This window comes from Intrasporangium sp., assembly GCF_035280925.1.
Taxonomy (GTDB): Bacteria; Actinomycetota; Actinomycetes; order Actinomycetales; family Dermatophilaceae; genus Intrasporangium.
The window spans coordinates 1-20,028 of the sequence record NZ_DATEEY010000211.1 but is presented as its reverse complement, the minus strand read 5'-3'; the positions used below and the strand labels follow the sequence as shown (position 1 = coordinate 20,028).

19 protein-coding genes are annotated in these 20,028 nt (G+C 68.1%); 5 read left to right on the top strand and 14 right to left on the bottom strand.

All coding sequences use genetic code 11. The features are described 5' to 3' along the window. Positions 1 to 19 precede the first annotated feature (19 nt). The 12 genes from VJN29_RS19045 to VJN29_RS18995 all read right to left on the bottom strand — a co-directional run bounded on the left by VJN29_RS19045 (position 20) and on the right by VJN29_RS18995 (position 12,746). Complete coding sequence (locus VJN29_RS19045; RefSeq protein WP_324145217.1) at positions 20 to 667, bottom strand: DUF4203 domain-containing protein; 648 nt, start codon at positions 665 to 667, stop codon at positions 20 to 22. Between the two features lie 125 nt (positions 668 to 792). Beyond that, on the bottom strand, positions 793 to 981 hold the full coding sequence (locus tag VJN29_RS20400) for a (2Fe-2S)-binding protein (RefSeq protein WP_414654426.1): 189 nt from the start codon (positions 979 to 981) through the stop codon (positions 793 to 795). Between the two features lie 54 nt (positions 982 to 1,035). After that, a complete protein-coding gene (locus tag VJN29_RS19040; RefSeq protein ID WP_324145216.1) occupies positions 1,036 to 2,205 on the bottom strand; it encodes an acyl-CoA dehydrogenase family protein in 1,170 nt (389 codons plus the stop codon). Positions 2,206 to 2,241: 36 nt separating this feature from the next. Next, positions 2,242 to 3,063 carry an alpha/beta fold hydrolase gene (locus VJN29_RS19035; RefSeq protein WP_324145215.1) on the bottom strand — a complete coding sequence of 274 codons (822 nt, stop codon included), beginning with the start codon at positions 3,061 to 3,063 and terminating at the stop codon, positions 2,242 to 2,244. Continuing rightward, positions 3,060 to 4,706, bottom strand: a complete 1,647-nt coding sequence (locus VJN29_RS19030; protein WP_324145214.1) for a PHA/PHB synthase family protein — start codon at positions 4,704 to 4,706, stop codon at positions 3,060 to 3,062. Before VJN29_RS19030 ends, VJN29_RS19035 begins: the two co-directional genes overlap by 4 nt. A gap of 19 nt (positions 4,707 to 4,725) precedes the next feature. Next, entirely contained in the window at positions 4,726 to 5,763 is a 1,038-nt protein-coding gene (locus tag VJN29_RS19025) for a YeiH family protein (protein ID WP_324145213.1), read from the bottom strand. 4 nt (positions 5,764 to 5,767) lie between these two features. Continuing rightward, positions 5,768 to 7,315 carry a long-chain fatty acid--CoA ligase gene (locus tag VJN29_RS19020; RefSeq protein WP_324145212.1) on the bottom strand — a complete coding sequence of 516 codons (1,548 nt, stop codon included), beginning with the start codon at positions 7,313 to 7,315 and terminating at the stop codon, positions 5,768 to 5,770. Between the two features lie 263 nt (positions 7,316 to 7,578). Further along, positions 7,579 to 8,238, bottom strand: a complete 660-nt coding sequence (locus VJN29_RS19015; RefSeq protein WP_324145211.1) for an RBBP9/YdeN family alpha/beta hydrolase — start codon at positions 8,236 to 8,238, stop codon at positions 7,579 to 7,581. A 23-nt stretch (positions 8,239 to 8,261) separates the two neighbouring features. Next, a complete protein-coding gene (locus VJN29_RS19010) occupies positions 8,262 to 9,578 on the bottom strand; it encodes an MFS transporter (RefSeq protein WP_324145210.1) in 1,317 nt (438 codons plus the stop codon). A gap of 116 nt (positions 9,579 to 9,694) precedes the next feature. Continuing rightward, complete coding sequence (locus VJN29_RS19005; RefSeq protein ID WP_324145209.1) at positions 9,695 to 10,747, bottom strand: 3-keto-5-aminohexanoate cleavage protein; 1,053 nt, start codon at positions 10,745 to 10,747, stop codon at positions 9,695 to 9,697. 53 nt (positions 10,748 to 10,800) lie between these two features. Then, complete coding sequence (locus tag VJN29_RS19000) at positions 10,801 to 11,706, bottom strand: TauD/TfdA dioxygenase family protein (protein WP_324145208.1); 906 nt, start codon at positions 11,704 to 11,706, stop codon at positions 10,801 to 10,803. Positions 11,707 to 11,759: 53 nt separating this feature from the next. Beyond that, positions 11,760 to 12,746, bottom strand: a complete 987-nt coding sequence (locus VJN29_RS18995) for a quinone oxidoreductase (protein ID WP_324145207.1) — start codon at positions 12,744 to 12,746, stop codon at positions 11,760 to 11,762. A gap of 232 nt (positions 12,747 to 12,978) precedes the next feature. Here VJN29_RS18995 and VJN29_RS18990 point away from each other — a divergent pair, with 232 nt between their 5' ends. Both VJN29_RS18990 and VJN29_RS18985 read left to right on the top strand, forming a co-directional pair. Further along, the gene (locus tag VJN29_RS18990) at positions 12,979 to 14,004 is read left to right on the top strand and encodes an AraC family transcriptional regulator (protein ID WP_324145206.1); all 1,026 of its coding nucleotides are present in this window, start codon (positions 12,979 to 12,981) and stop codon (positions 14,002 to 14,004) included. Between the two features lie 48 nt (positions 14,005 to 14,052). Continuing rightward, the gene (locus VJN29_RS18985; RefSeq protein ID WP_324145205.1) at positions 14,053 to 14,820 is read left to right on the top strand and encodes a hypothetical protein; all 768 of its coding nucleotides are present in this window, start codon (positions 14,053 to 14,055) and stop codon (positions 14,818 to 14,820) included. A 90-nt stretch (positions 14,821 to 14,910) separates the two neighbouring features. On the opposite strand, the gene VJN29_RS18980 is transcribed toward VJN29_RS18985, so the two are convergent. Next, the gene (locus VJN29_RS18980; protein WP_324145204.1) at positions 14,911 to 15,429 is read right to left on the bottom strand and encodes a hypothetical protein; all 519 of its coding nucleotides are present in this window, start codon (positions 15,427 to 15,429) and stop codon (positions 14,911 to 14,913) included. 101 nt (positions 15,430 to 15,530) lie between these two features. Here VJN29_RS18980 and glsA point away from each other — a divergent pair, with 101 nt between their 5' ends. Further along, positions 15,531 to 17,321: a glutaminase A gene (glsA, locus tag VJN29_RS18975; protein ID WP_324145203.1), complete on the top strand. Its 1,791-nt coding sequence runs from the start codon at positions 15,531 to 15,533 to the stop codon at positions 17,319 to 17,321. 185 nt (positions 17,322 to 17,506) lie between these two features. On the opposite strand, the gene VJN29_RS18970 is transcribed toward glsA, so the two are convergent. Continuing rightward, a complete protein-coding gene (locus tag VJN29_RS18970) occupies positions 17,507 to 19,042 on the bottom strand; it encodes a DUF2252 domain-containing protein (RefSeq protein WP_324145202.1) in 1,536 nt (511 codons plus the stop codon). A gap of 129 nt (positions 19,043 to 19,171) precedes the next feature. Between VJN29_RS18970 and VJN29_RS18965 the strand changes: the two genes are divergently transcribed. After that, the gene (locus VJN29_RS18965; RefSeq protein ID WP_324145201.1) at positions 19,172 to 19,639 is read left to right on the top strand and encodes a hypothetical protein; all 468 of its coding nucleotides are present in this window, start codon (positions 19,172 to 19,174) and stop codon (positions 19,637 to 19,639) included. 1 nt (position 19,640) lies between these two features. Continuing rightward, positions 19,641 to 20,028 (top strand): GNAT family N-acetyltransferase (locus VJN29_RS18960; RefSeq protein WP_324145200.1); only part of this gene is annotated, 388 nt, incomplete at its 3' end.

Sequence of the window (20,028 nt, the reverse complement as noted above, 5' to 3'; positions counted from 1 at the left end):
AGTCGCCGGGGACCCGGGGTCAGGTCGGCACCGAGCTCTCGGCGTACCACGCATCGCGGACGGTGCGGCGCATGGTCATCCTTTGGCGGGTTTGGGCGACGATGCCGACGAGCGCCAGGGCGAGCAGCAGCAGGTACCAGCCCCAACTGGCCTGGACCGCGTCGATGAACGTGCCCTCCGTGAAGTCCTCGGAGTCCAACGAGCCCAGCAATAGCATGAGACCGGCGACCACACTGACCGCTCCGGCCAGGGAGCTCACGACGGCAAGCACGATCATCGGCAAGTTGCCGACGACGGACACCAGGCCAAGAACGGCGCCGAACACCAGGCCGACGAGAACGGCTATCCAGTTCCAGTCGATCCCGAGCGCGACGATGAGGCCAGAACCGATCGCGAAGCCGAATGCGGCCATGGCGAGGATCACTGCCACCGCGTAGTAGAGATAGGAGAACACGGCGAAGATCAGGGCGAAGACCAACCCCGTGACCCAGCCGAGCAACGTGCCGAGGAACCGCTCATCCGCCAGCTCCGCGAACAGCCCGGCCCCGAAGGCGAACCCAGCGAAGAACCCCCAGATCGGAAGCACGATCCGGAGCACGAACTGCCCGGCGAAGAGCATGACGCCTCCGGCGAGGATCGCGAACAGGCCCAGAATGATGTCTGCCATTTCTGCAATGTAGGGCTCTTGGCCCTCGACCGGTGCGAAGACACGACGATGTGTTCGTCGTGTCCCGTGCCAAGCGGGATCGCGGGACGACGAACCAGCGCTCAAGGGCCCTCGACACCGAGCACTCAGGCCGAGCCCGAGACACCCACCGATAGGGTGTTGGCCTGCATCTCGCGCTTCACTGAGAGCACGCAGACACCGCAATCCTGGCCGGCGCCCGTGTTCCGGCAGACCTGCGCCAGGGTCCGGGCGCCCTCCCTGAGGGCATGGTCGACACACCGATCGGTGACGGCTTTGCAGTGACAGATGACCATGTCGGTCCTCCTGTTCGGCTTGAACTCGGTCAGGCGGTGGGGGGCGGGCGACGCCTACCGTCCGGCAAGCAGGTGCCGCGCCATGACGACGCGCTGGATCTGGTTGGTGCCCTCGTAGATCTGGGTGATCTTGGCGTCGCGCATCATGCGCTCGACTGGGAAGTCCTGGGTGAAGCCAGATCCGCCGAGGAGCTGGACGGCGTCAGTGGTGACCTCCATGGCGACGTCCGAGGCGTAGCACTTGGCGGCCGCACTGAAGTAGGACAGATCGGAGTCGTGGCGCTCGGACTTGGCCGCTGCCACGTACACGAGCTGTCGGGCCGCCTCGAGCTTCATCCCCATGTCCGCGAGCATGAACTGCAGCCCCTGGAACTCTGCGATCCGCTTGCCGAACTGGCTTCGCTCCTGGACGTAGCCAAGCGCATAGTCGAGAGCGCCCTGGGCGATGCCGACGGCTTGGGCGCCGACCGTGACGCGGGTGTGGTCGAGAGTGCGCAGGGCAACCTTCAGGCCCTCGCCGGGCTCGCCGATGATGCGGTCGCCCGGGATGCGCACGTTGTCGAAGTAGAGCTCGCGGGTGGGGGAACCCTTGATGCCGAGCTTGCGTTCCTTCGCCCCGAACGTGAAGCCCTCGTCGGACTTCTCGACCACGAACGCGCTGACGTTGGCCCCGCGGCGTCCATCGGGATCGGTGACCGCGAGGACGGTGTAGTACTCCGAGACGCCGGCGTTGGTGATCCAGGACTTCTGTCCGTTGAGGACCCAGCTGTCACCGTCCGCGGTGGCCCGCGTCCGCATCGACGCGGTGTCGCTGCCTGCCTCGCGTTCCGACAGGGCGTACGAGAATGTCGTCTCACCCTTGGCGAGGGGCGTGAGGTACCGGTGCTTGAGCTCCTCGGAGCCGGCGAGGATCAGGGGCGTGCTGCCGAGCTTGTTGGCTCCGGGGATCAGGGACGACGAGGCGCACACGCGGGCGACTTCCTCGACCACGATGGCGCAGGCGACGGCGTCGGCGCCCACCCCGTCGTACTCCTCGGGAACGTGCGGGGCGTGGAAGTCCGAGGCAACGAGTGCATCGTATGCCGCCTGCGGGAACGACGCGGTCTGGTCCACATCGGCGGCGTAGGGGGCGATCTTGTCCTCGGCGACCGCGCGGACTGCCTCGCGGAGGGCCTCGTGGTCCTCAGAGACCTGGAACAGGTCGAAGTCGGGGTTCGGTTTCATGCTGGGTCCTTGGATATCGGTGGGTTGGTGCGCGGGTCAGGCTCGCGGTTGGGGACGTGACGTTGAATCGTTGGGGTGGTTGAGGAAGGCGGTGATCGTCGGCAGGACGTCGGTGGTGCTGTCGAGGACCATGAGGTGTCCGGCACCGCTGACGACCCGGAGACGGGAGTCGGGGATCAAGCGGGCGACCAGACGGGCGTTCATGACTGGAACGATGGGGTCGTCGTCGCCGTGGATTACGAGTGTTGGCTGCCGCAGCTGGTGCAGCCACGGCAGGCTGGACCACGCGGCTGTTCCTGCGAGCCGGTACACCCAAGCCCTGAGGTCGGCAGGGGGCCGCAGGGGCCAGCTACGGACGAGGTCGGGTTGTTCGCGTAGCCGGCCACCGAAGATGTGACCGGCGTCCTGCTCGAGCTCGTGCAGATCGGCGTATCCCTGCGGTCTCGCGAACCGCATCAGGACGCCGGGCTTGCCGGGCACGCTCAGCGCGCCCGGCCCGGTGGAGGCCAGGACGAGCCGATCGACGCGATCGGGGAAGGACCGGGCGAGCTGCTGCGCGACGGCACCACCGAGGCTCACCCCCATCACGTGAGCACGCTGGACGCCGACCTGGTCCAGGACCCGCGTCGCGAAGCGGGCCAGCCCCCGTACCGAGTACGGGCACTGTGGCAGGTCGGTGCCGCCGATTCCCGGCGGGTCGAATGCGATGGTCCGGAACCCGTGAAGGTACGGCAAGACGTCGTCCCACATGGGGAGCTGGCTCCACAGCCCGCCGATCAGCAGCAGTGGCGCACCCTCTCCACGAAGCTGCACCCGGGTGCTGAGCCGCTCGATGACGTGGGTCGTGTCGGTGCTCATTGCTCTCTCACGTAGCGACCTGGTGCCAGGTCGATCGGCCGGTGGCGTCGGCTGCCGAGCCGCTTCGGAGTCGGGCGCTCGTCGCCCGACCTGGCCTTGGTCCAGGTGGCCCAGTGCGACCACCAGGTGCCTTGCTGCTCGGAGGATCCCGCGAGCCATCGACCTGCGTCGCATCCGGCGACCGGTCCGGTCCGGAAACGCGCCTTCGGGTTGCCAGGAGGGTTGACCAGGTGCTGGATGTGCCCGCCTCCCGAGAGGATGAAGGTGGAGTCACCGCCGAACAGCTGGGTCGTGCGGTACGCGCCCTGCCAAGGGACGAGATGGTCGGTCTCGGCGCCCACGACGTACGTGTCTGCGGTTACCGCGCCCAAGTCGACCGGCGTGCCCAGGACGGTCAGACCGTCGGGCGTGGCCAGCAGGTTGTTCATCGCGATGTCCAAGAGGTCGCGCTGCAGTGCGCCCGATATGCGAGTGGTGTCGTTGTTCCACGCGAGGATGTCGTGCTGCGGGGCCTCCTGTCCCAGGAGATAGTTGTTGACCCATTGGTTCCAGACGAGCTCGTTGGGTCGCAGCCACGAGAAGAAGGCCGCGATCGCGCGCCCGTCGACGACGCCAGCCGCTTCGGTTGCCACGCGGGCGGCTCTGTGGAGTGCAGGGTGAAGCGCAAGACCTGCGACGTTCGGCACCGTCATGTCGAGCTGGCTGACGCCGAAGCCGGCGTATGCGATCCGGTCGTCGCCGATCTCGGTCAGGTGCGCCATCACCGCGGCGAGGAGCTGGCCGCCCGCGCACAGACCGACCGTGCCGATCTGGTTGCTGCCGCTGATCTCGCAAATCGCGTCGGTGGCGTCGAGCAGCGCCTTGGCGTAGGTGTCCAGGTTCCAGTCCCCGTGCTCGGGCCCCGGGTTGCGCCAGCTGGTGACGAAGACCTGCAGGCCCTGGCTGAGGGCATAGTCGACGAAGCTGCGGTCCTGGGCGAGATCGAGGATGTAGTGCCGGTTGATGACCGACCAGACAACCAGGAGGGGCACGCGATGCACCGTCGAGGTGGTAGGCGTGTACTGGATGATCTCCAGGACCTCGTTGCGAAAGACGACCTGGCCAGGTGTGCCACCAACGCTTTCGCCGACGACGAACGGCGTGGAGTCCACCTGTCGCGGCATACCCCCGTTGTGCTTGAGGTCGGACAACAGGTTGCGCCCGCCACGGACCAGGCTCATCCCCGCGGTGTCGAAGGCTTGCTTGAGCGCGGTGGGGTTGCCGACGAGCGTGTTCGTCGGGGACAGGCCAGTGGCCAGGATGCCCGCTGCGAACCGCGCCCGCTCCCGGGTGGGCCAGTCGATGTCGGCGTCCTCGACCGCCGCGCCGATCGCCCGCTCGACCGCCAGGTAGGCCTGCCTGATCCTGCGGTAGACCGGGTGTGAGGACCACGCGGGGTCGGTGAACCTTCGGTCTCCCCTCTCCGGTTCAATCGTCGACCGGCCGGCCACGGCCGCCGCGACCTCGGCGGCGAGCGAGCCGCTCCTGTGAATGAGGTCGGGGGTCCGCGCCAAAGCCGTGGCGAGGGCTCCGCCGACGGCCAGAGACGCACCGCTCTCCGCGTCGGCCACCGGGTCGGCTACCGACAAGACAACTTTGTCCATGTGCTTCCTACCTTGAGATTCAGCGGCCGGTGACAAGAAGGATCCCGGCCAGGGAGACGGCACCGATGAAGAGCGTTCCCAGAGTTGACACGACCATGACGGCCCCGCTCCGGCGAAGGAGCGATGCGACCTTGACGCTGCAGCCCATCCCGAACAGGGCGGCACCGAGTGCCGCAACCTGGACGTTGGCGATTCCGCCGAGCACGGCCTCCGGCACCAGACCAGTGCTCCTGAGCGCCACGCAGGCGAGGAAGCCAAGCACGAAGAGGGGGACCAGAGGCGTCCGACCAGCCTCGTTGGCTGATGCCGGCCGGGTGATGCGCTGCACCAGGCTGACGACGGCAACGACCGGAGCCAGCATCACGACGCGGGCGAGCTTGACGACGATGGCGATAGCCACGACGGCCGCCCCCGCAGGGCTGGCGGCAGCTACGACCTGGCCGACTTCGTGGACGCTGGCTCCCGCCCAGGTGCCGAACTGGGCATCGGTGAGCCCGAGCGGCCCCTGGAGCAGGGGAAGGAGGACGAGCGCCAACGTCCCGAACAGCGTCACCATCGCAATCGCGGCGGTCACGTCCTCCTCGTCGGCGCGAGCGGTATCCTCCATCGCGGCGATCGCCGAGGCCCCGCAGATCGCGGTACCGGTGCCGACAAGCAGGCTCCTCGCCGAGCTCAGCCCCATGCGCCGCCCAAGCCAGGTCGTGAAGACGAGCGTTGCGACCAGGCTCACCGCCACGACGGCGATCACGGGCAGACCGAGCGCGGTGATCGACGCGAAGGAGACCGAGAAGCCGAGAAGGACGATGCCCACACGTAGGAGCTTCTTGGTCACCTGGCCGAGCTGTCGCGTTCCCGTCCGGGGAAGGACCCCGAGGTTGGCAGCGGCCACGCCCAGACCGATCGACCAGGTGAGGACACCGACCTGCGGGACGAGCCGGTGACCGAGGAAGGCGGCAGCGAGTCCGAGGGCAAGAACCGCGAAACCCTGCGCGGCGTTGAGCCAGGTGGGCCGGGGTCGCTCGAGGACCTCCACCTCCTCGCTGACGGTCGTCGTCATGGGATCAGTCCACCGCCAGCTCGCGCTTGAGGATCTTGCCGGTCGAGGTCATGGGCAGCGCGCTGACGAACTCGACGATGCGCGGGTACTTGTAGGCGGCCATCTGGTCCTTGCCCCAGGACAGCAGCTCCTGCACGGACACCTCGGCCCAGGGCTCGCGGATGACGAACGCCTTGACCTCCTCGCCGTGCGAGTCGTGGGGGACACCGACGACGGCTGCGAGAGAGACCTCGGGGTGCGTCATCAGCACCTCCTCGATCTCGCGGGGGTACACGTTGAAACCGCCGCGGATGATCATGTCCTTCGCGCGGTCGACGATGTAATAGAAGCCGTCCGCGTCACGGCGGGCGAGGTCACCAGTGCGGAACCAGCCGTCACGCAGGACCTCGGCTGTCGCCTCGGGGCGGTTGTAGTAGCCCTTCATGACGTTGTGGCCGCGGATCGCGATCTCCCCGATCGTGTCCGTGCCCTCGACGATGTTCCAGTCATCGTCCACGAGCCGGCACTCGACACCCCAGATCGGCACGCCGATCGAGCCGGGTCGCGGCGCGCAGCTACGGTCAGCGAAGGTTGCGAGCGGCGACGTCTCCGAGAGGCCGTAGCCCTCGAGAATCTGCACGTGGAAGCGGTCCTTGAACTGCCTGATGATCTCCACCGGCAGGCTGGCGCCACCGGAGACGGCGATGCGCAGGTTCGACGCGATCAGGTCGACGTCGACCTCGTCGGTAAGGGCGCTGAGCAGTGCCCAGTACATCGTCGGCACGCCGGCGAAGAAGGTGACCTTCTCCCGCTGCAGCAATGCAACTGCCTTCTCGGCGTCAAACCTCGGCAGCAGGACCAGCGTTGCACCGACGGCGAAACCGGCGTTCATCTGCACCGTTGAACCGAAGGAGTGGAACAGCGGCAGGGTGATCAGGTGCACCTCCTGGTCGGCGACGCCGAACTGCCGATTGCAGGTGAGGGCGTTGAGCAGCAGGTTGGAATGCGACAGCTCGGCGCCCTTCGGCTGACCGGTCGTGCCGCTGGTGTAGAGAATCACCGCGGTGTCCGTCGCCTCCGTCACGACGGTCTCGAACGTCGAAGGCTGGTCGGCGAGCGCCGCTCCCAGCGTCTCCGCACCGTCGATGGCCGAGTCGGCCCCGGGGGTCGCGGTGACGAGGAAGAAGGTCTCGCACTCAGCCTGGTTGAAACCGGCCCAGCCCTCCGAACCCATCGGGAGCTCGGGGGTGCCCTCGAAGCAGACGTACGCTTTCGCGTCCGAGTCCTCGAGATGGTAGGCGACCTCACGGCCCTTGAGGAGCACGTTCAGCGGCACCACCACGGCACCGGTCTTGAGGATCCCGTAGTAGATGGCGGGGAACTGCGGCAGGTTGGGGCACGAGAGTGCCACCTTGTCACCGGGCCGTATGCCGCGGCTGACGAGCAGGTTCGCGACCTGGTTGGCGAGGGCGTTCAGGCTCTTGTAGTCGAGGCGGACGTCGCCAAGCACGACCGCGTCGCGGTCGGGGTGGCGGCGGGCCGTGTCCTCGAGGAGTACGGAGAGATTGAGCATGCGGAGGTCCTTGGATAATGGCTGACAGGGATTGAGGCACGGTCGGGCGAGCAGGAGGCGCGGCAATCGCGTCCACCGTGGCTCGCACCTGGGCGGCCGGCCGCTTCAGGGGGTGAGCGGCTGTTCTAAAACGAAGGTAGGTCTTCCCGCTCATCGACGCTTTACCGATGTGGACAGGTCCCTGTGCGATTCAGGACACGCGACAACGGCACGCCCGACGGCGGAGACTCGCCCCAGGCAAGGGGATTGGAAGACCGCCCCGCCTATCCGTTGGAGGCGGGAGGTGCCGTGAGGTTGGCGGCGTGCTCGGAAGCAGGGCTCACGAGCCCGTGATCGGTGTGGTGAGGTGCCGGCACGCTTCCGTTGAGGATCCCGAGGAGGGCCTCGGCTCCGAGCCACTCGCCGTACCCGGACAGGGGGTTGAGGTGGCCGACGGGTCCGATGTCGATGAGGTGGCTGCCCCATGCGTGGGCCATGGCCCGGACGCGCTCGAAGTCGCCGAGCTCGTCGTTCGTGCTGGCCGCCACGATGCTGGGAAAGCTGAGCGGTGCCAACGGGATGGGGAGCCATCCGCTGTCCTGCAGCTCGGCGAGCGACGGGTACTGCGGCCCGAGGGGTCTGGCCAGGTCGGGAGGTGTGGCCAGCAGCGCGCCATGGACCGGCAGGTCGTGTCGCACGGCCCAGTGCACCGTGATGAGCACACCGGCACTGTGGGCGACGATGGTGACGGGAGTGTTGGCGTCCGAGATGACCTGATGGAGATCGGCTACCCGGCCGGCCAGGTCGCGCTTGTCGCGGGTGAACGAGGGCACGACGACCGAGTTGGGCAGTTTGGCTGCGAGTCGCGTCTGCCAGTGGTCCTCGACGGGCCCGCGGAGACCCGGCACGATGACCGTGGTGGTGTGTGGTTCCCGAGGCATCATGCCGGGTCTCCTTGTGTGGTGGTTCAGGCCGACGCGATGTCGCCGGCTCGGCGGATGCTGCTGGGGTAGGCGCGGCGTCCGATGAACAGTGCCACGATGACCAGGACGGAGATGAAGGGGACGATCTTCATCGCGTCGACCAGGCCGATCTTGTCGGCGAGGATCCCGACGACCAAGGGGCCGGCGGCCAGACCGAGCAGGTTGTTGGCCAGGGTCAACGTCCCGAAGGCCGTGGAGCGGATCGAGGCCGGGGTCAGATTCGCGACCATCGCGCCCGCCGGACCAGCGGTGCCCGCCGCGAAGAACGCGCCGGCCCCGATGAGGACGAGCTGCAGCGTGCCGGGGCCTTGGGCGAACCCCAGGGGCAGCAGCACGAGCGACAGCGAGGCATAGACCAGCGCGGTCGTCCACTTCCGGATCGGCAGGTGCCGCGTGAGCCGGTCCGTGACCATGCCGCAGATGATCATGCCGGCACCCATGAGCAGGATGAACCCGGCAGCACCGATGGCGGCCTTGTTCGGCGCAAGATCGTAAGCGCGGCCGAGGTAGCTGGGCATCCAGGCGAAGAGCGCGCCGGCGACGAACAGCTGGAGGCCGCTGCCCACGTACGCGCAGATGACGGCCGGGGTGGAGACCAGACTGCGCAGCTTCGCGCGCCGCGGCGTGGCCGCTACGGGCTCGGCTGGGATGTTGCCGGGGTGCTGGTTGCGGGCGAGCTTGCGGTCGTTGACGAAGAGGCCGTAGAGGGCGACGAGCACGAGGCCAAGGATCGCCATGACGCCGAACGACCAGCGCCAGCCGAGCTGGACCGCGAGGATCCCGCCGAGGAAGACGCCGAGGACGGAGCCGAAGGACCCGCCGGCCATGAACGCACCGGTGAGCGACGCACGCCGCGCCGGGGAGAAGACCATCAGGACGACCGCGAGGCCGACACTGCCGTAGGCCGCCTCACCGAGACCGATGAAGAAGCGGGCGAGCATCATCTGCTCGTAGTTGGCCGCGATGGCGCAGCCGACGGTGGCGACGCTCCAGAGGGCCCCCATGAGGATGATGGCCTTGGAGCGGCCCCAGCGGTCACCGAGCAGCGACAGCGGCACCGCGAGCAGGCCGACGGTCAGGGCCACGATGCTGGTCAGCGAGCCCAGCTGGGTGTCGGTCAACGACCATTCGAGCTTGAGGAAGGGGAAGACCGCCGAGAGCACCTGGCGCGACATGTAGTCGGACAGGAGCAACCCGAAGGTGAGGATGAAGACGGCGAGCGGGAAGACTCGCGACCGCGTGATCGCCGCCGGGGCGGACGGCCGCAGCTTCGGCGGCGCGGCCGTGGTGGTGGTAGACATGTTTCTCCAGAAGGTGATGTTGCGGACCGCGGACCTCGTTGGCCGCGGCAGACGTGGGGCGCGGGGGGATCACCCCGCGCCCCACGAGTGGGTGGGACACGCGTCGCCGGGAGGCGTCAGGCGTGGAAGGTGAAGCCGAGCTGGCCCGGCTGGCGGTTCGGCGCGTAGCCCAGGCGGGCGATGGTCTCGTCGACGCTGTTGTAGGTCTCGCCGATCCGGTAGATGTCGTGCGCCTCCTTGCCGGTGGCGACCTCGCGACCGAGCTCCTTGGCGATGCGGACGACCTGCTCGACCTGCTGCACGGAGGTGATCTTCTGGCCGGGCTTGGACCAGATGGTGTCCTCGTTGCCGACCCGGCTGTGCAGACCCATGGCGGTGGCCATCGTGTTGACGGGCAGCACGCTGCGCATCAGGGTCTCCAGGGTCAGGCAGGCGCCGTCCGGAACCCGGCTGATGAAGTTCATCATGTTGTACGGGTTCGGGCCGTCGAAGCCGCCGCCGATGGCGACCCAGGTGAGGTTGAGCGGGCCCATGTAGTGGCCGTTGCGGACGAGCCGCTCCACGGTCTCGAGCTGGGGGACGTTGGCGAGCTGGAAGTGCGGCTGGATCCCGTTGGCGCGCAGGCGCTTGAGGTGCTCCACGACCCACTCCGGGCCGGCCGGCACGAACATCTCGCGGTAGGCCTCGTAGACCTCGGCGCGCTCGAAGGAGGTGCCCGCCATGTCCTCGTCGGTCATCAGCTCGACGATGTTCATCTGGTTGGTGTTGATGGCGATGGTCACCTGGTCGGGCGCGGGGTCGAGCTCGGCCAGCATGTGCCGGGCGTCGTCGCTGAGCCACTTGGCGTCCTTGCCGTCGCCCTCGGGGGCGAAGGAGATGGAACCGCCGACCTGCAGGATCATGTCCGGCACGGCCTCGCGGAGGCGGCCGAGCAGCTCGTTGAACATCGAGAGCCGCTTGGAGCCCTTGCCGTCGAGCTCGCGGACGTGGATGTGCAGCACGGTGGCGCCGGCGTTGTAGCAGTCGACCGCGGCCTGGACGTGCTCGTCCATGGTCAGCGGAAGGTCCTCGCGGAAGTCGTCCGGCTCCCACTCGGGGCCGTACGGCGCGACGGTGATGACCAGCTTCTCCTGGACCTCGGGGAACAGGGCGTCGTCGTGGAAGTGCATGGGTCTTTCCTTCGTTCAGAGATTGGTTGGTGTGTCGAGGGGTTCGAGATGTGTCAGACGGTCGGCTGGCCGATGATCCCGGCGCGCTCCATCTTGCGGACGTCGGGGAAGTAGTCCTGGACGGCGTAGTGCTGGGTGCAGCGGTTGTCCCAGATCGCGAAGCTGTTCCTCGTCCAGCGCCAGCGCACCTGGTACTCCGGGATGGACGCCTGGCGGATCAGGTAGTTGAGCAGCTCGCTGCCGCCGGGGCTGTAGTCGTGGCCGTAACGGACGTTGGCGGCGGTGTGGAAGTTGGTGAAGTGGGTCGTGAAGGCGTTGACGAACAGGACCTTCTCGCCGGTCTCGGGGTGGGTGGCGACCACCGGGTGCTCGGCGTCCGGGTACTGCGCGCGGAGCGCGTGGCGCCTCTCGATCGGGAGCTTGGCCCCGAAGGTCGACTCGATGCTGTGCCGGGCGCGCAGGTCGGCGATCTGGGTCTTGATCTGCTCGGGCAGGCGCTTGTACGCCTGCACCATGTCGACCCAGATCGTGTCGCCGCCGACGGCCGGGCCCTCGACGCAGCGCAGCACCGAACCCATCGGGGGCGCCTCGCGCCAGGTTGCGTCGCAGTGATAGGCGTTCTCGTACTGCTCGGCAGGGCTGTCCAGGTCCTTGTAGATGCGGACCAGTCCCGGGTGCTCGGGGTCGCTGCCCAGGGCCGGGTGGTCCTCGAGCGGGCCGAACCGCTCGGCGAGCTTGACGTGGTCCGCGCGGCTGATGTCCTGGTCGCGGAAGAACAGCACCTTGTGCCGCAGCAGGAGGTCCTTCAGCTCGGCGAACAGGTCGTCGCTCGCTGCGACGTCGGCGAGGCACACTCCGCGCACCTCGGCGCCGATGAACGTGGTGAGCCGGTGCACCTCGAAGGGGCTCGGGTCACACGGCGAGTCGACCGCGTCCTTGCGGTCAATGGTCTGGGTCATGCTGGGGTTCTCCTTGGTTGGTGAGGGTGGAGGGGACTGGGAGTGGATTCGACCTAGGCGGCCGACTCGAGCTCGAAGACGGACGAGCCGACGCTGCGGCCGGCCTCGAGGTCGCGGTGCGCACGGACGGCGTCCTCGAGGGCATAGCGCTGGTTGATCTCGACGCGGATGCGGCCCGCTCCGACGTGGCCGAACACCTCGCCGGCGAGGGCAGTGCGCTCGGCCGGATCGGCGATGTAGTCAGCGAGCGCCGGGCGGGTCACGAAGAGGGACCCCTTGACCGCGAGCTCCATCGCGTTGATCGGCGGGATCTGGCCCGATGCGGTTCCGAAGCACACGAGCAGACCCCGGCGGGCCAGCGAGTCGATCGAGCTCTGGTAGGTCGTCCTGCCAATGCTGTCGTACACGACGGGGACGCCGGCGCCATCGGTGAGCTCGCGAACCCGGGTCGCGACGTCCTCACGGGTGTAGACGATCGTGTGCTCGCACCCGTGCGCTCGGGCCACCTCGGCCTTCGCATCCGTGGACACCGTGCCGATCACGTTGATCCCGAGCAGGCGGGCCCACTGCGTGAAGATGAGGCCCACGCCGCCGGCGGCGGCGTGAAGCAGGACGGTGTCGCCCTCACGGAGCGGGGCGATGCGGCGCAGCAGGTACGCGGAGGTGAGGCCGCGCATGGTCATGGCTGCCGCGGTGTCGAAGGGGATCGTCTCGGGAAGCTTGATCAGGTGGTCGGCCGACATGACGCGCTCAGTGCTGTACGCCCCGAGCGGACTGCCGGTGTAGGTCACCCGGTCGCCCGCAACGAAGTCCATGACGCCGGGGCCCACCGCCTCGACCACGCCGGCGCCCTCCACGCCCATGCCCGCCGGCAGTGCTGCCGGGTACAGGCCGCTGCGGAAGTACGTGTCGGCGAAGTTCAGGCCGACGGCTGCGTGCCGTACCCGGACCTCGCCGGGCCCTGGTGCGCCGACCTGCAGTGACTCCCACTGCATGACCTCGGGGCCACCGGCCTCGTAGAAGCGAATACCTCTCGCCATCTGGTTCTCTCCTGGTTGGACATGGGGCATCTTCGGCCCATTGGTTCGGTCTGGTTGCGTGCCGCGTTCCCGCCGGCTGGGCCGGCACGGAGGCGATTCATGGCCTCAGCAGCCACGCCTGGAGAAGGACGACAGGGGCCGTCCTCTCCCTGACCACAAAGGTAGGCGGGAGGTTCAGGCGGTGCTTTACTGAAGTGGACGACCTCCTTATCCATTTCAGACAGGTGTCGCCGTGGCCCCGCAGCTGGCTCTGGTCCGCTCCGCGACGCTCAACGGGTACCTCGGACTCGCGAAGTCCCTCAATCTCGACGGGGCCCGGCTGATGCGACGCGCCGGGCTGGACCCTGGCGACCTCGCCGTGCCCGACAAGTGGATCTCGGCCGCGTCGGCGGCCCGCCTGCTCGACGCCTCGGCGACCGCATCCGGTCGCGCCGACTTCGCGGTGAGGCTCGCCGAGAGGCGCCGGCTCTCCACGATCGGTCCGTTGAGTGTGGTCCTCCGGGAGGAGCCGGACCTTCGCAGCGTACTGAGGCTGCTGCTGCGCTATGAGCGCAGCTACAACGAAGCGCTCAGGATGCGACTGGACGAGTCGGACGAGATCGCCACCTTGCAGTTGTGGTGCGAGTTCGGCGAGCCGGCCCCCACGGGGCAAGCGTTGGCGCTCGGGGCTGCCGCCCTTTTCGGCATCATCCGTGAGTGCCTTGGCGAGCGCTGGCGGCCCTTGGCCATCTGCTTCCATGACCATGCGCCCGCTGACCTGCAGACGTATCACCGGATGTTTGGCCCGGGCCTGCAGTTCGAGCACGACTTCACCGGCCTCGTGTTCTATGCCAGCGACCTGGCTACCGCCAACCGGCTGTCGGACCCGCACATGCGGCCGTATGCCCAGCGGTTCCTCGACGCGGTCATCTCGCCACGGGCCCATACGACCAAGGACCGCACCACCGAGCTCGTGGAGTTCCTGTTGCCTCTCGGGAAATGCTCCATGGACAAGGTCGCCCGAGGGCTCGACCTGGACCCTCGGACGCTGCATCGCCGCCTCGCCGCCGAGGGCGAGTCCTTCAACTCGATCGTGCACTCGACGCGGGCCGGGCTGGCCGAGCGCTATCTCGCGAACGACGGGTACACCATGACCGACGTCTCACAGCTGCTCGGGTTCGCCGCGCCCAGCGCCTTCTCACGGTGGTTCAACCAGCAGTTCGGCGTCAGTCCCAGCGAATGGCGCCAAGCCTGTCGCGCGAATGAGGCTCACGCGTGAGAATGGGAGACCAGGCGGCGGCAGCCGGCGCCTGTGAAAGGAGCCTCCATGACCACGGCCCCGACCTTGCTCCTGCCCGACCAGCTGATGCGCATGCTGGAGCTGACGCAGCAGTCCGATAGCGTCGAGCTGAAGCTGACCGTGCCGGCAAGTGAGTACCGTTCGGCCGCAAAGGCCCTGGCGATCGACCCGCTGGAGGCACAGATCCGCCAGGTGTACTTCCTGGACACCCCTGCCCTGTCCCTGAACGGAGCGGGCGTGGTCCTCCGCGCCCGGCGCATCCAGGGGCGTGACAGCGACTCGACGGTCAAGCTGCGGCCACTGGTTCCATCGGACGTGGAGCCGTCAGTCCGAAGATCACCTCATTTTTCGATCGAGGTCGACGCGATGCCAGGTGGGTACGTCTGCTCCGGGTCCATGAGGAACACCCTCCCCCCGACCGCCGTGCTCCGGTCGGTCAACGGTGACCAGCCGCTGCGGAAGCTGTTCTCGAAGGAGCAGCGCGCGTTCTTCACGGCCCATGCACCCGAGGGGCTCACGATCGACGAACTGTCGGTACTCGGGCCGATCCTCGTGCTGAAGCTGAAGCTGAAGCCGCCGGACTTCGGGCACCCCCTCGTCGTTGAGCTGTGGATCTACCCCGACGGGTCACGGGTGGTCGAGCTCTCCACCAAGAGCACCCCGGCCGAGGACATCAGGACTGCGGTGGCGGCACGCACCTTCCTGGCCTCCAAGGGAATCTCGCTCTCCGGCGAGCAGCAGACCAAGACCAAGACTGCCTTGGAGTTCTTCGCCGCAGAACTCGCCGCCGGCTGAGCCCGGGAGGTAGCAGGGGGTCGTATGCCGCTGAGCTGGCCCACCGGCATACGACCTGTTTGGCGTGGGCTGGGTCTGATGCGGCCGAGGTCAGTGCGAAAGGTTGATCTTGATGTTGGCGATGATCAGAGCGACCACCACGGTCACGAAACCGAAGAGCACGGCACCCTTCCTGGACGCACCGTTGCTGCGCCGGACGAGGTAGCCGACCGTCCCGATGAACACGACCAGGACCAGGCGCACGGCGCGCAACGCCCCCTCGTCGCGTACCACCAGCGCCGCTACCGTGGCGACGGTCGCGACGGCGATGCCACCGAGCAGGTGTGCCACGGCTGCCTCACCGTCGTGCCGGCGGAGTGACCCCTGGCCGGCGACGTGCGCGGCGACGACGAAGGCAAAGACGTGGGCCAGCACGAGACCGACGGTGATGCCCCAGATCGTCTCGACGATCCGGACGTCGGTACCGCTGAGGCTCCGGTCGAACAGCGAGAGCGCGCCGAGCAGACCGAGGGCCACATAGAGCGCCATGCTCAGGGCGTCCCTGCGCAGCTCCGGGTCCAGATGCCACGGCACCGTGCGTCGATGCCCATCGACCCGGGACCCTTCCATCGTTAGAGAGTAACTCGCGAGCCGTCTCCGTTAGCCTGATTGAGGTCCATCGACCGTGCAGTGGGGCTTGGTTCCCGACTGGTTTGGCTGTGGAGGTACTGATGTCCGGTGGTCCGGTCAGCGACGTCCTGACTCGCCTGCACGCCAAGGTATTGGCACGCACCGACGGCGATGTTGCCACGTACATCCCGGAGCTGGCCCGGGTCGATCCGAACGTGTTCGGTCTGGCCATCTCGACGCTGGACGGGGTCGTCTACGCCGCCGGGGACGCGGATCACCCCTTCACGATCCAGTCGGTGTCCAAGCCGTTCGCCATGGCGCTCGCGATCGAGGACCGAGGCCTGGAGGAGCTGCTGTCCGCCGTGGGCGTGGAACCCACCGGGGACCCGTTCAACGCGGTCACCCTCGAGGAGGGGACCGGTCGGCCGCTGAACCCGATGGTGAACGCGGGTGCCATCGTCACCTCCGCGCTGGTGGCCTGCACGGACCCCGAGCAAGGATCGGAGCGCATCGTCTCCGGTCTGTCAGCGTTCGCCGGGCGCGAGCTGGAGGTGGACGAAGGTGTGCTTCGCTCGGAGCTGGAGACCGCCGACCGCAACCGTGCCCTTGCCTACCTCATGCGCTCGATGGGAGCCCTACAGGTCGACGTCGAGGAGGCACTGCAGGTCTACTGCCGGCAGTGCGCCACCCTGGTCACGGCGCGGGACCTTGCCGTCATGGCGGCGACGCTGGCCAACAGGGGTCGTAACCCGATCACCGGGCAGCAGGTCGTCGAGCCGGATGTCGTCATGTACGTGTTGTCCGTCATGTTGACCTGCGGCCTCTACGACTTCTCCGGGGAGTGGATGTTCCGCACCGGGATGCCGGCCAAGAGCGGGGTCGGCGGCGGCATCACCGTCGTGCTGCCGGGAGAGCTGGGCATCGGAACCTTCAGCCCGCGTCTGGACCGCCAGGGGAACAGCGTCCGTGGCGTGGCCGCCTGCGAAGCCCTGTCCCACCAGTTCGGCCTGCACGTCATGCGTCCACGGGCCCATGCGGCGCCCGCGCTTCACCGCCGCCTCCACGGCAGTCAGGTACGGTCCCGCCGCGGCCGACCGGCACGGGAACGGGCCGTGCTGGCCGCCGCGGACGCCATCGTCGTCTTCGAGCTCCAGGGCCACATCGCGTTCAAGGAGGCAGAGCGCCTGACCCGGCTCATGGAGGAGGAGACCTGCCGGTGGCTGGTCCTCGACGCCGCCCGTGTCGAGCACGTCGACCCCGTTGTGGAAGGCCTGCTGCACGCCACCGTCGACCACCTCGCCGAGCGTGGCGTGACGGTGCTCCTGTCCGGACCTTGGCCGGCCAGGCTGACGGACGGGGTCAACACCTTCACCGGTGCATCACGCGCCGTGGAGTCCTGTGAGTCAACCCTGCTGCACGAGGCCGGCCTGCCCGATCCCGACGAACCGGTTCCCCTCGAGGCGAACGATCTCTGTTCCGGGATGTCCGCCGACGAGGTGTCCCGGCTCGGCGCGCTCGGCGTGACTCTGGAGCTTGACCAAGGTGACCCGCTCCCTGCGGGAGACGCCGAGGACGATTTCGCCTTGCTGTTCATCACCCGGGGGATCATCGGCATGCAGTCGGCCACCGACTCCGACGCCGCCGTCGAGGATCAGATCACCTCCCGCGCGGCGGGCACCGCGGTCTCGTCGATGGCGTTCGAACCGACCACCGGCGTACCCCTGCTGGTTGCGCAGACGCCCGCCACGATCCTGGCACTGACGGTTCGCGCACTGGAGAAAGTCCAGAGGGAGCACCCGAGCGTGGCGGCCACCCTGTACCGCAACGCGGCTGCCGCAGTTGCGGCCGAGTACCGGTGGTCGGCAGCCGAGAACGTCGCCATGTCGCGCTGACCGGAGGGGGCCCCGCCTTCCGCCGACTCGCCTGGTGCCGTATGCCGCTGAGCCGGCTTGCACTCATTCGCTCGGTGCCCCTGCCGCCGGGTTTCGAGACCTCCACGTGGGTGGTCCAACTGCTGCTGCTCACTCAGGAGCACCTCCAGCGTCACTGCGCTCGTCGGCAGCGGCGCCCGGCTGCATCACAACCCCGACTGCGCTTGGACTCTCCCCGCGTCGACAGCCGCGCGCAGAGTTGCGTGGTCGCGCTCATTCTGGTCGGCATAGGCCTCGGCGAAGTCAGCGATCGCCTGGTCGAACCGGTCCGACTTGCCGAGGTAGGCCGCGATCGCGATCCGGTCCCCCGCCCGTGCGTGTGCGCGGGCAAGAGTCCACCCGCACAGGCGCGCGTAGGTCCCCATGCTGGTCGGGGTCAGATGGTCGATCTCCGCGGAGACCTTCCAGTCCCGCAGCTGCCGCAGGTAGTAGTCCGCCTTGCCGCCACCGACCGGGTTGGCGCGCAGCCAACCGAGGAAGATGTCGCTGCTGGCCTGCATGAGCCGCTGTCCGCTGACCACCCGCTCCCCTTCGTGCACCTCGCGGGCCGGATCGGGCATGCCGTCCCCGGGGGCCTGGGAGCTGACGGCCGGAGCGTAGTCAGCGAGGACCGAGCGTTGCGCCTCCTTGGCCTGGAGCAGGAGTACTTCCCCTGGGGCGCCACCCTGGAAGAGCAGGACCCAGGCGCGGGTGCCGACGCTTCCGACCCCCACCACCTTGCGGGCGATGTCGACGAGCGCGTAGTGGTCGAGCAGGCGGCGCCGGTCCGAGGGCAGCGTGTCGCGGTAGTCGGCGATGAGGGTGGTGAGCCTCTGCAGCACGTCGTCGGTGTCCAGGCCGGTCATGTCGTCCAAACGCGTGATCAGCGGTGGGTTGCTGATGATCCGCCGTCGCCCGTCGACGAGGGTGGTCAGCTTGTCGAGCGCTTGCAGGCTGTCCCGGGTGCGCGCCTTGGCGATCGCCTTGCGGGTGCCCTTGAGAGCCGTCTTGCGCTCCTTGCGTTCCCGATCGGTCAAGGCAGCCTCGAGCCGGGTGATGGTGTCCTGGATGTCGAGGTGGACGTACCAGACGGAGAGGATGGGCTGGGTGGCGAAGGTGCGGATCGTGGTTCGGTAGCTCTCGACCGCGGCCATTGTCGCCTTGCGGCGCTCCTTGGCGGTGAACCCGTTGTCGCGTCCGGCCACCACGAAGCTGGCTGCCAACCGCTTGACGTCCCACTCGAACGGCCCCGGACAGGTCTCGTCGAAGTCGTTGATGTCGAAGACGAGCCGGCGCTCCGGAGATGCGTAGCCACCGAAGTTGGACAGGTGGGCGTCCCCACAGAGCTGGGTGCCGAGCCCGGAGACCGGCGTCCCGGCGAGGTCGGCCGCCATGATCAGCGCCGCGCCGCGGTAGAAGGTGAACGGAGAGACCAGCATCCGGCCGTGCCGGATCGGCACCAACTCCGGTAACCGTGTCTCGGCCTGGCCGAGGAGCAGACCGACGGGGTCGACGTCATCGGCTCGACGGAACTCGGCGTGCGCGTCCAGTGGGGTGCCCGCCCGCGCAGCCTTGCCACGAGCGGCGCGCTCTTCGGCGGACCGGCGTCCCAGCGGTTTCGTATCGATGTCGGCGAGATCGCCTGAGCTGCCCTCGGGCGCTGGTGGCATGGTCCCGGCGGATCTGGTTGGCATCTCCACCATGAGTCGCTCCTTCTCGTTGAGCGTGCCAGCCGGTCAACACCCTGACCCGGGTCGGCCTGAACCCAAATCTACTAGCGCCCAACCAACACAGGACCTTAACCATTGATCCACGCGGGGCAGAATGGCGGCATGAAGAGGGCCATCGCCGTGCTCGCACTGTGCGTCGTGGTCGGTGCGGTGATCGGTCTCTGGCTCGCCAGACCGCAGGCGCCTCGCGTGGTCGAGGCCGGCCCCGCGGTCCTGGCCATCCGGGGACATGGTTGGGTGAAGCCCTTCAATGCCTTCAATGACACGCCCTCAGTAATCGGCGTTGGCATCGATGGCACTCTGGTGCTGATCAATGAGGCGTGTGTCGGTCTGCGACAAGGTCCTCCGGGATCCACCGACAGCTACCAGGTGATGTTGCTGTGGCCATCCGACACCGACGTCGAAGGCGAAGGCCCCGACATCGTCATCCACACTGGGGGTCGATCGGTGCGGATCGGGGATGACCTCATGGGTGGGACGACCGGATGGACCTCGTTCCCCGAGGTGCAGGCCCTTCTCCCCGAGCGCTGCGCGAACGTGACGCTTCAGGACTTCGACCTGGCTGGCTGACGTGGAGATCCGTGAGACGACCGAGGCCGACTGGCCGCACATCCACCACTTTTACAAGCGCATCGCGGAGGAGGGACGCACCTACGCCCTCCCGCCGGAGGAGACGTCCGACGAGGCGCGGACCTACTGGCTCGAACGGGCACCGGGCCGCACGGTGGTCGCCATCATCGACGGCGTCATCGTCGGCTCGGCGAAGATGGGACCCAACCGGCCGGGCCGCGGCTCCCACGTCGCCACGGCGTCATTCATGGTCGACCCGGACCGCCAGGGTGAGGGCATCGGTCTCGCCCTGGGAGAACACGTCGTCGACTGGGCACGCGATGCCGGGTACCACGCCATCCAGTTCAACGCCGTGGTGGAGACCAACGAGGGCGCCGTCCGCCTCTGGC

Coding starts and splice junctions, on each gene's coding strand:
- VJN29_RS19045 (WP_324145217.1), bottom strand. CDS start 667: ATGGCAGACATCATTCTGGGCCTGTTCGCGATCCTCGCCGGAGGCGTC.
- VJN29_RS20400 (WP_414654426.1), bottom strand. CDS start 981: ATGGTCATCTGTCACTGCAAAGCCGTCACCGATCGGTGTGTCGACCAT.
- VJN29_RS19040 (WP_324145216.1), bottom strand. CDS start 2,205: ATGAAACCGAACCCCGACTTCGACCTGTTCCAGGTCTCTGAGGACCAC.
- VJN29_RS19035 (WP_324145215.1), bottom strand. CDS start 3,063: ATGAGCACCGACACGACCCACGTCATCGAGCGGCTCAGCACCCGGGTG.
- VJN29_RS19030 (WP_324145214.1), bottom strand. CDS start 4,706: ATGGACAAAGTTGTCTTGTCGGTAGCCGACCCGGTGGCCGACGCGGAG.
- VJN29_RS19025 (WP_324145213.1), bottom strand. CDS start 5,763: ATGACGACGACCGTCAGCGAGGAGGTGGAGGTCCTCGAGCGACCCCGG.
- VJN29_RS19020 (WP_324145212.1), bottom strand. CDS start 7,315: ATGCTCAATCTCTCCGTACTCCTCGAGGACACGGCCCGCCGCCACCCC.
- VJN29_RS19015 (WP_324145211.1), bottom strand. CDS start 8,238: ATGATGCCTCGGGAACCACACACCACCACGGTCATCGTGCCGGGTCTC.
- VJN29_RS19010 (WP_324145210.1), bottom strand. CDS start 9,578: ATGTCTACCACCACCACGGCCGCGCCGCCGAAGCTGCGGCCGTCCGCC.
- VJN29_RS19005 (WP_324145209.1), bottom strand. CDS start 10,747: ATGCACTTCCACGACGACGCCCTGTTCCCCGAGGTCCAGGAGAAGCTG.
- VJN29_RS19000 (WP_324145208.1), bottom strand. CDS start 11,706: ATGACCCAGACCATTGACCGCAAGGACGCGGTCGACTCGCCGTGTGAC.
- VJN29_RS18995 (WP_324145207.1), bottom strand. CDS start 12,746: ATGGCGAGAGGTATTCGCTTCTACGAGGCCGGTGGCCCCGAGGTCATG.
- VJN29_RS18985 (WP_324145205.1), top strand. CDS start 14,053: ATGACCACGGCCCCGACCTTGCTCCTGCCCGACCAGCTGATGCGCATG.
- VJN29_RS18980 (WP_324145204.1), bottom strand. CDS start 15,429: ATGGAAGGGTCCCGGGTCGATGGGCATCGACGCACGGTGCCGTGGCAT.
- glsA (WP_324145203.1), top strand. CDS start 15,531: ATGTCCGGTGGTCCGGTCAGCGACGTCCTGACTCGCCTGCACGCCAAG.
- VJN29_RS18970 (WP_324145202.1), bottom strand. CDS start 19,042: ATGGTGGAGATGCCAACCAGATCCGCCGGGACCATGCCACCAGCGCCC.
- VJN29_RS18965 (WP_324145201.1), top strand. CDS start 19,172: ATGAAGAGGGCCATCGCCGTGCTCGCACTGTGCGTCGTGGTCGGTGCG.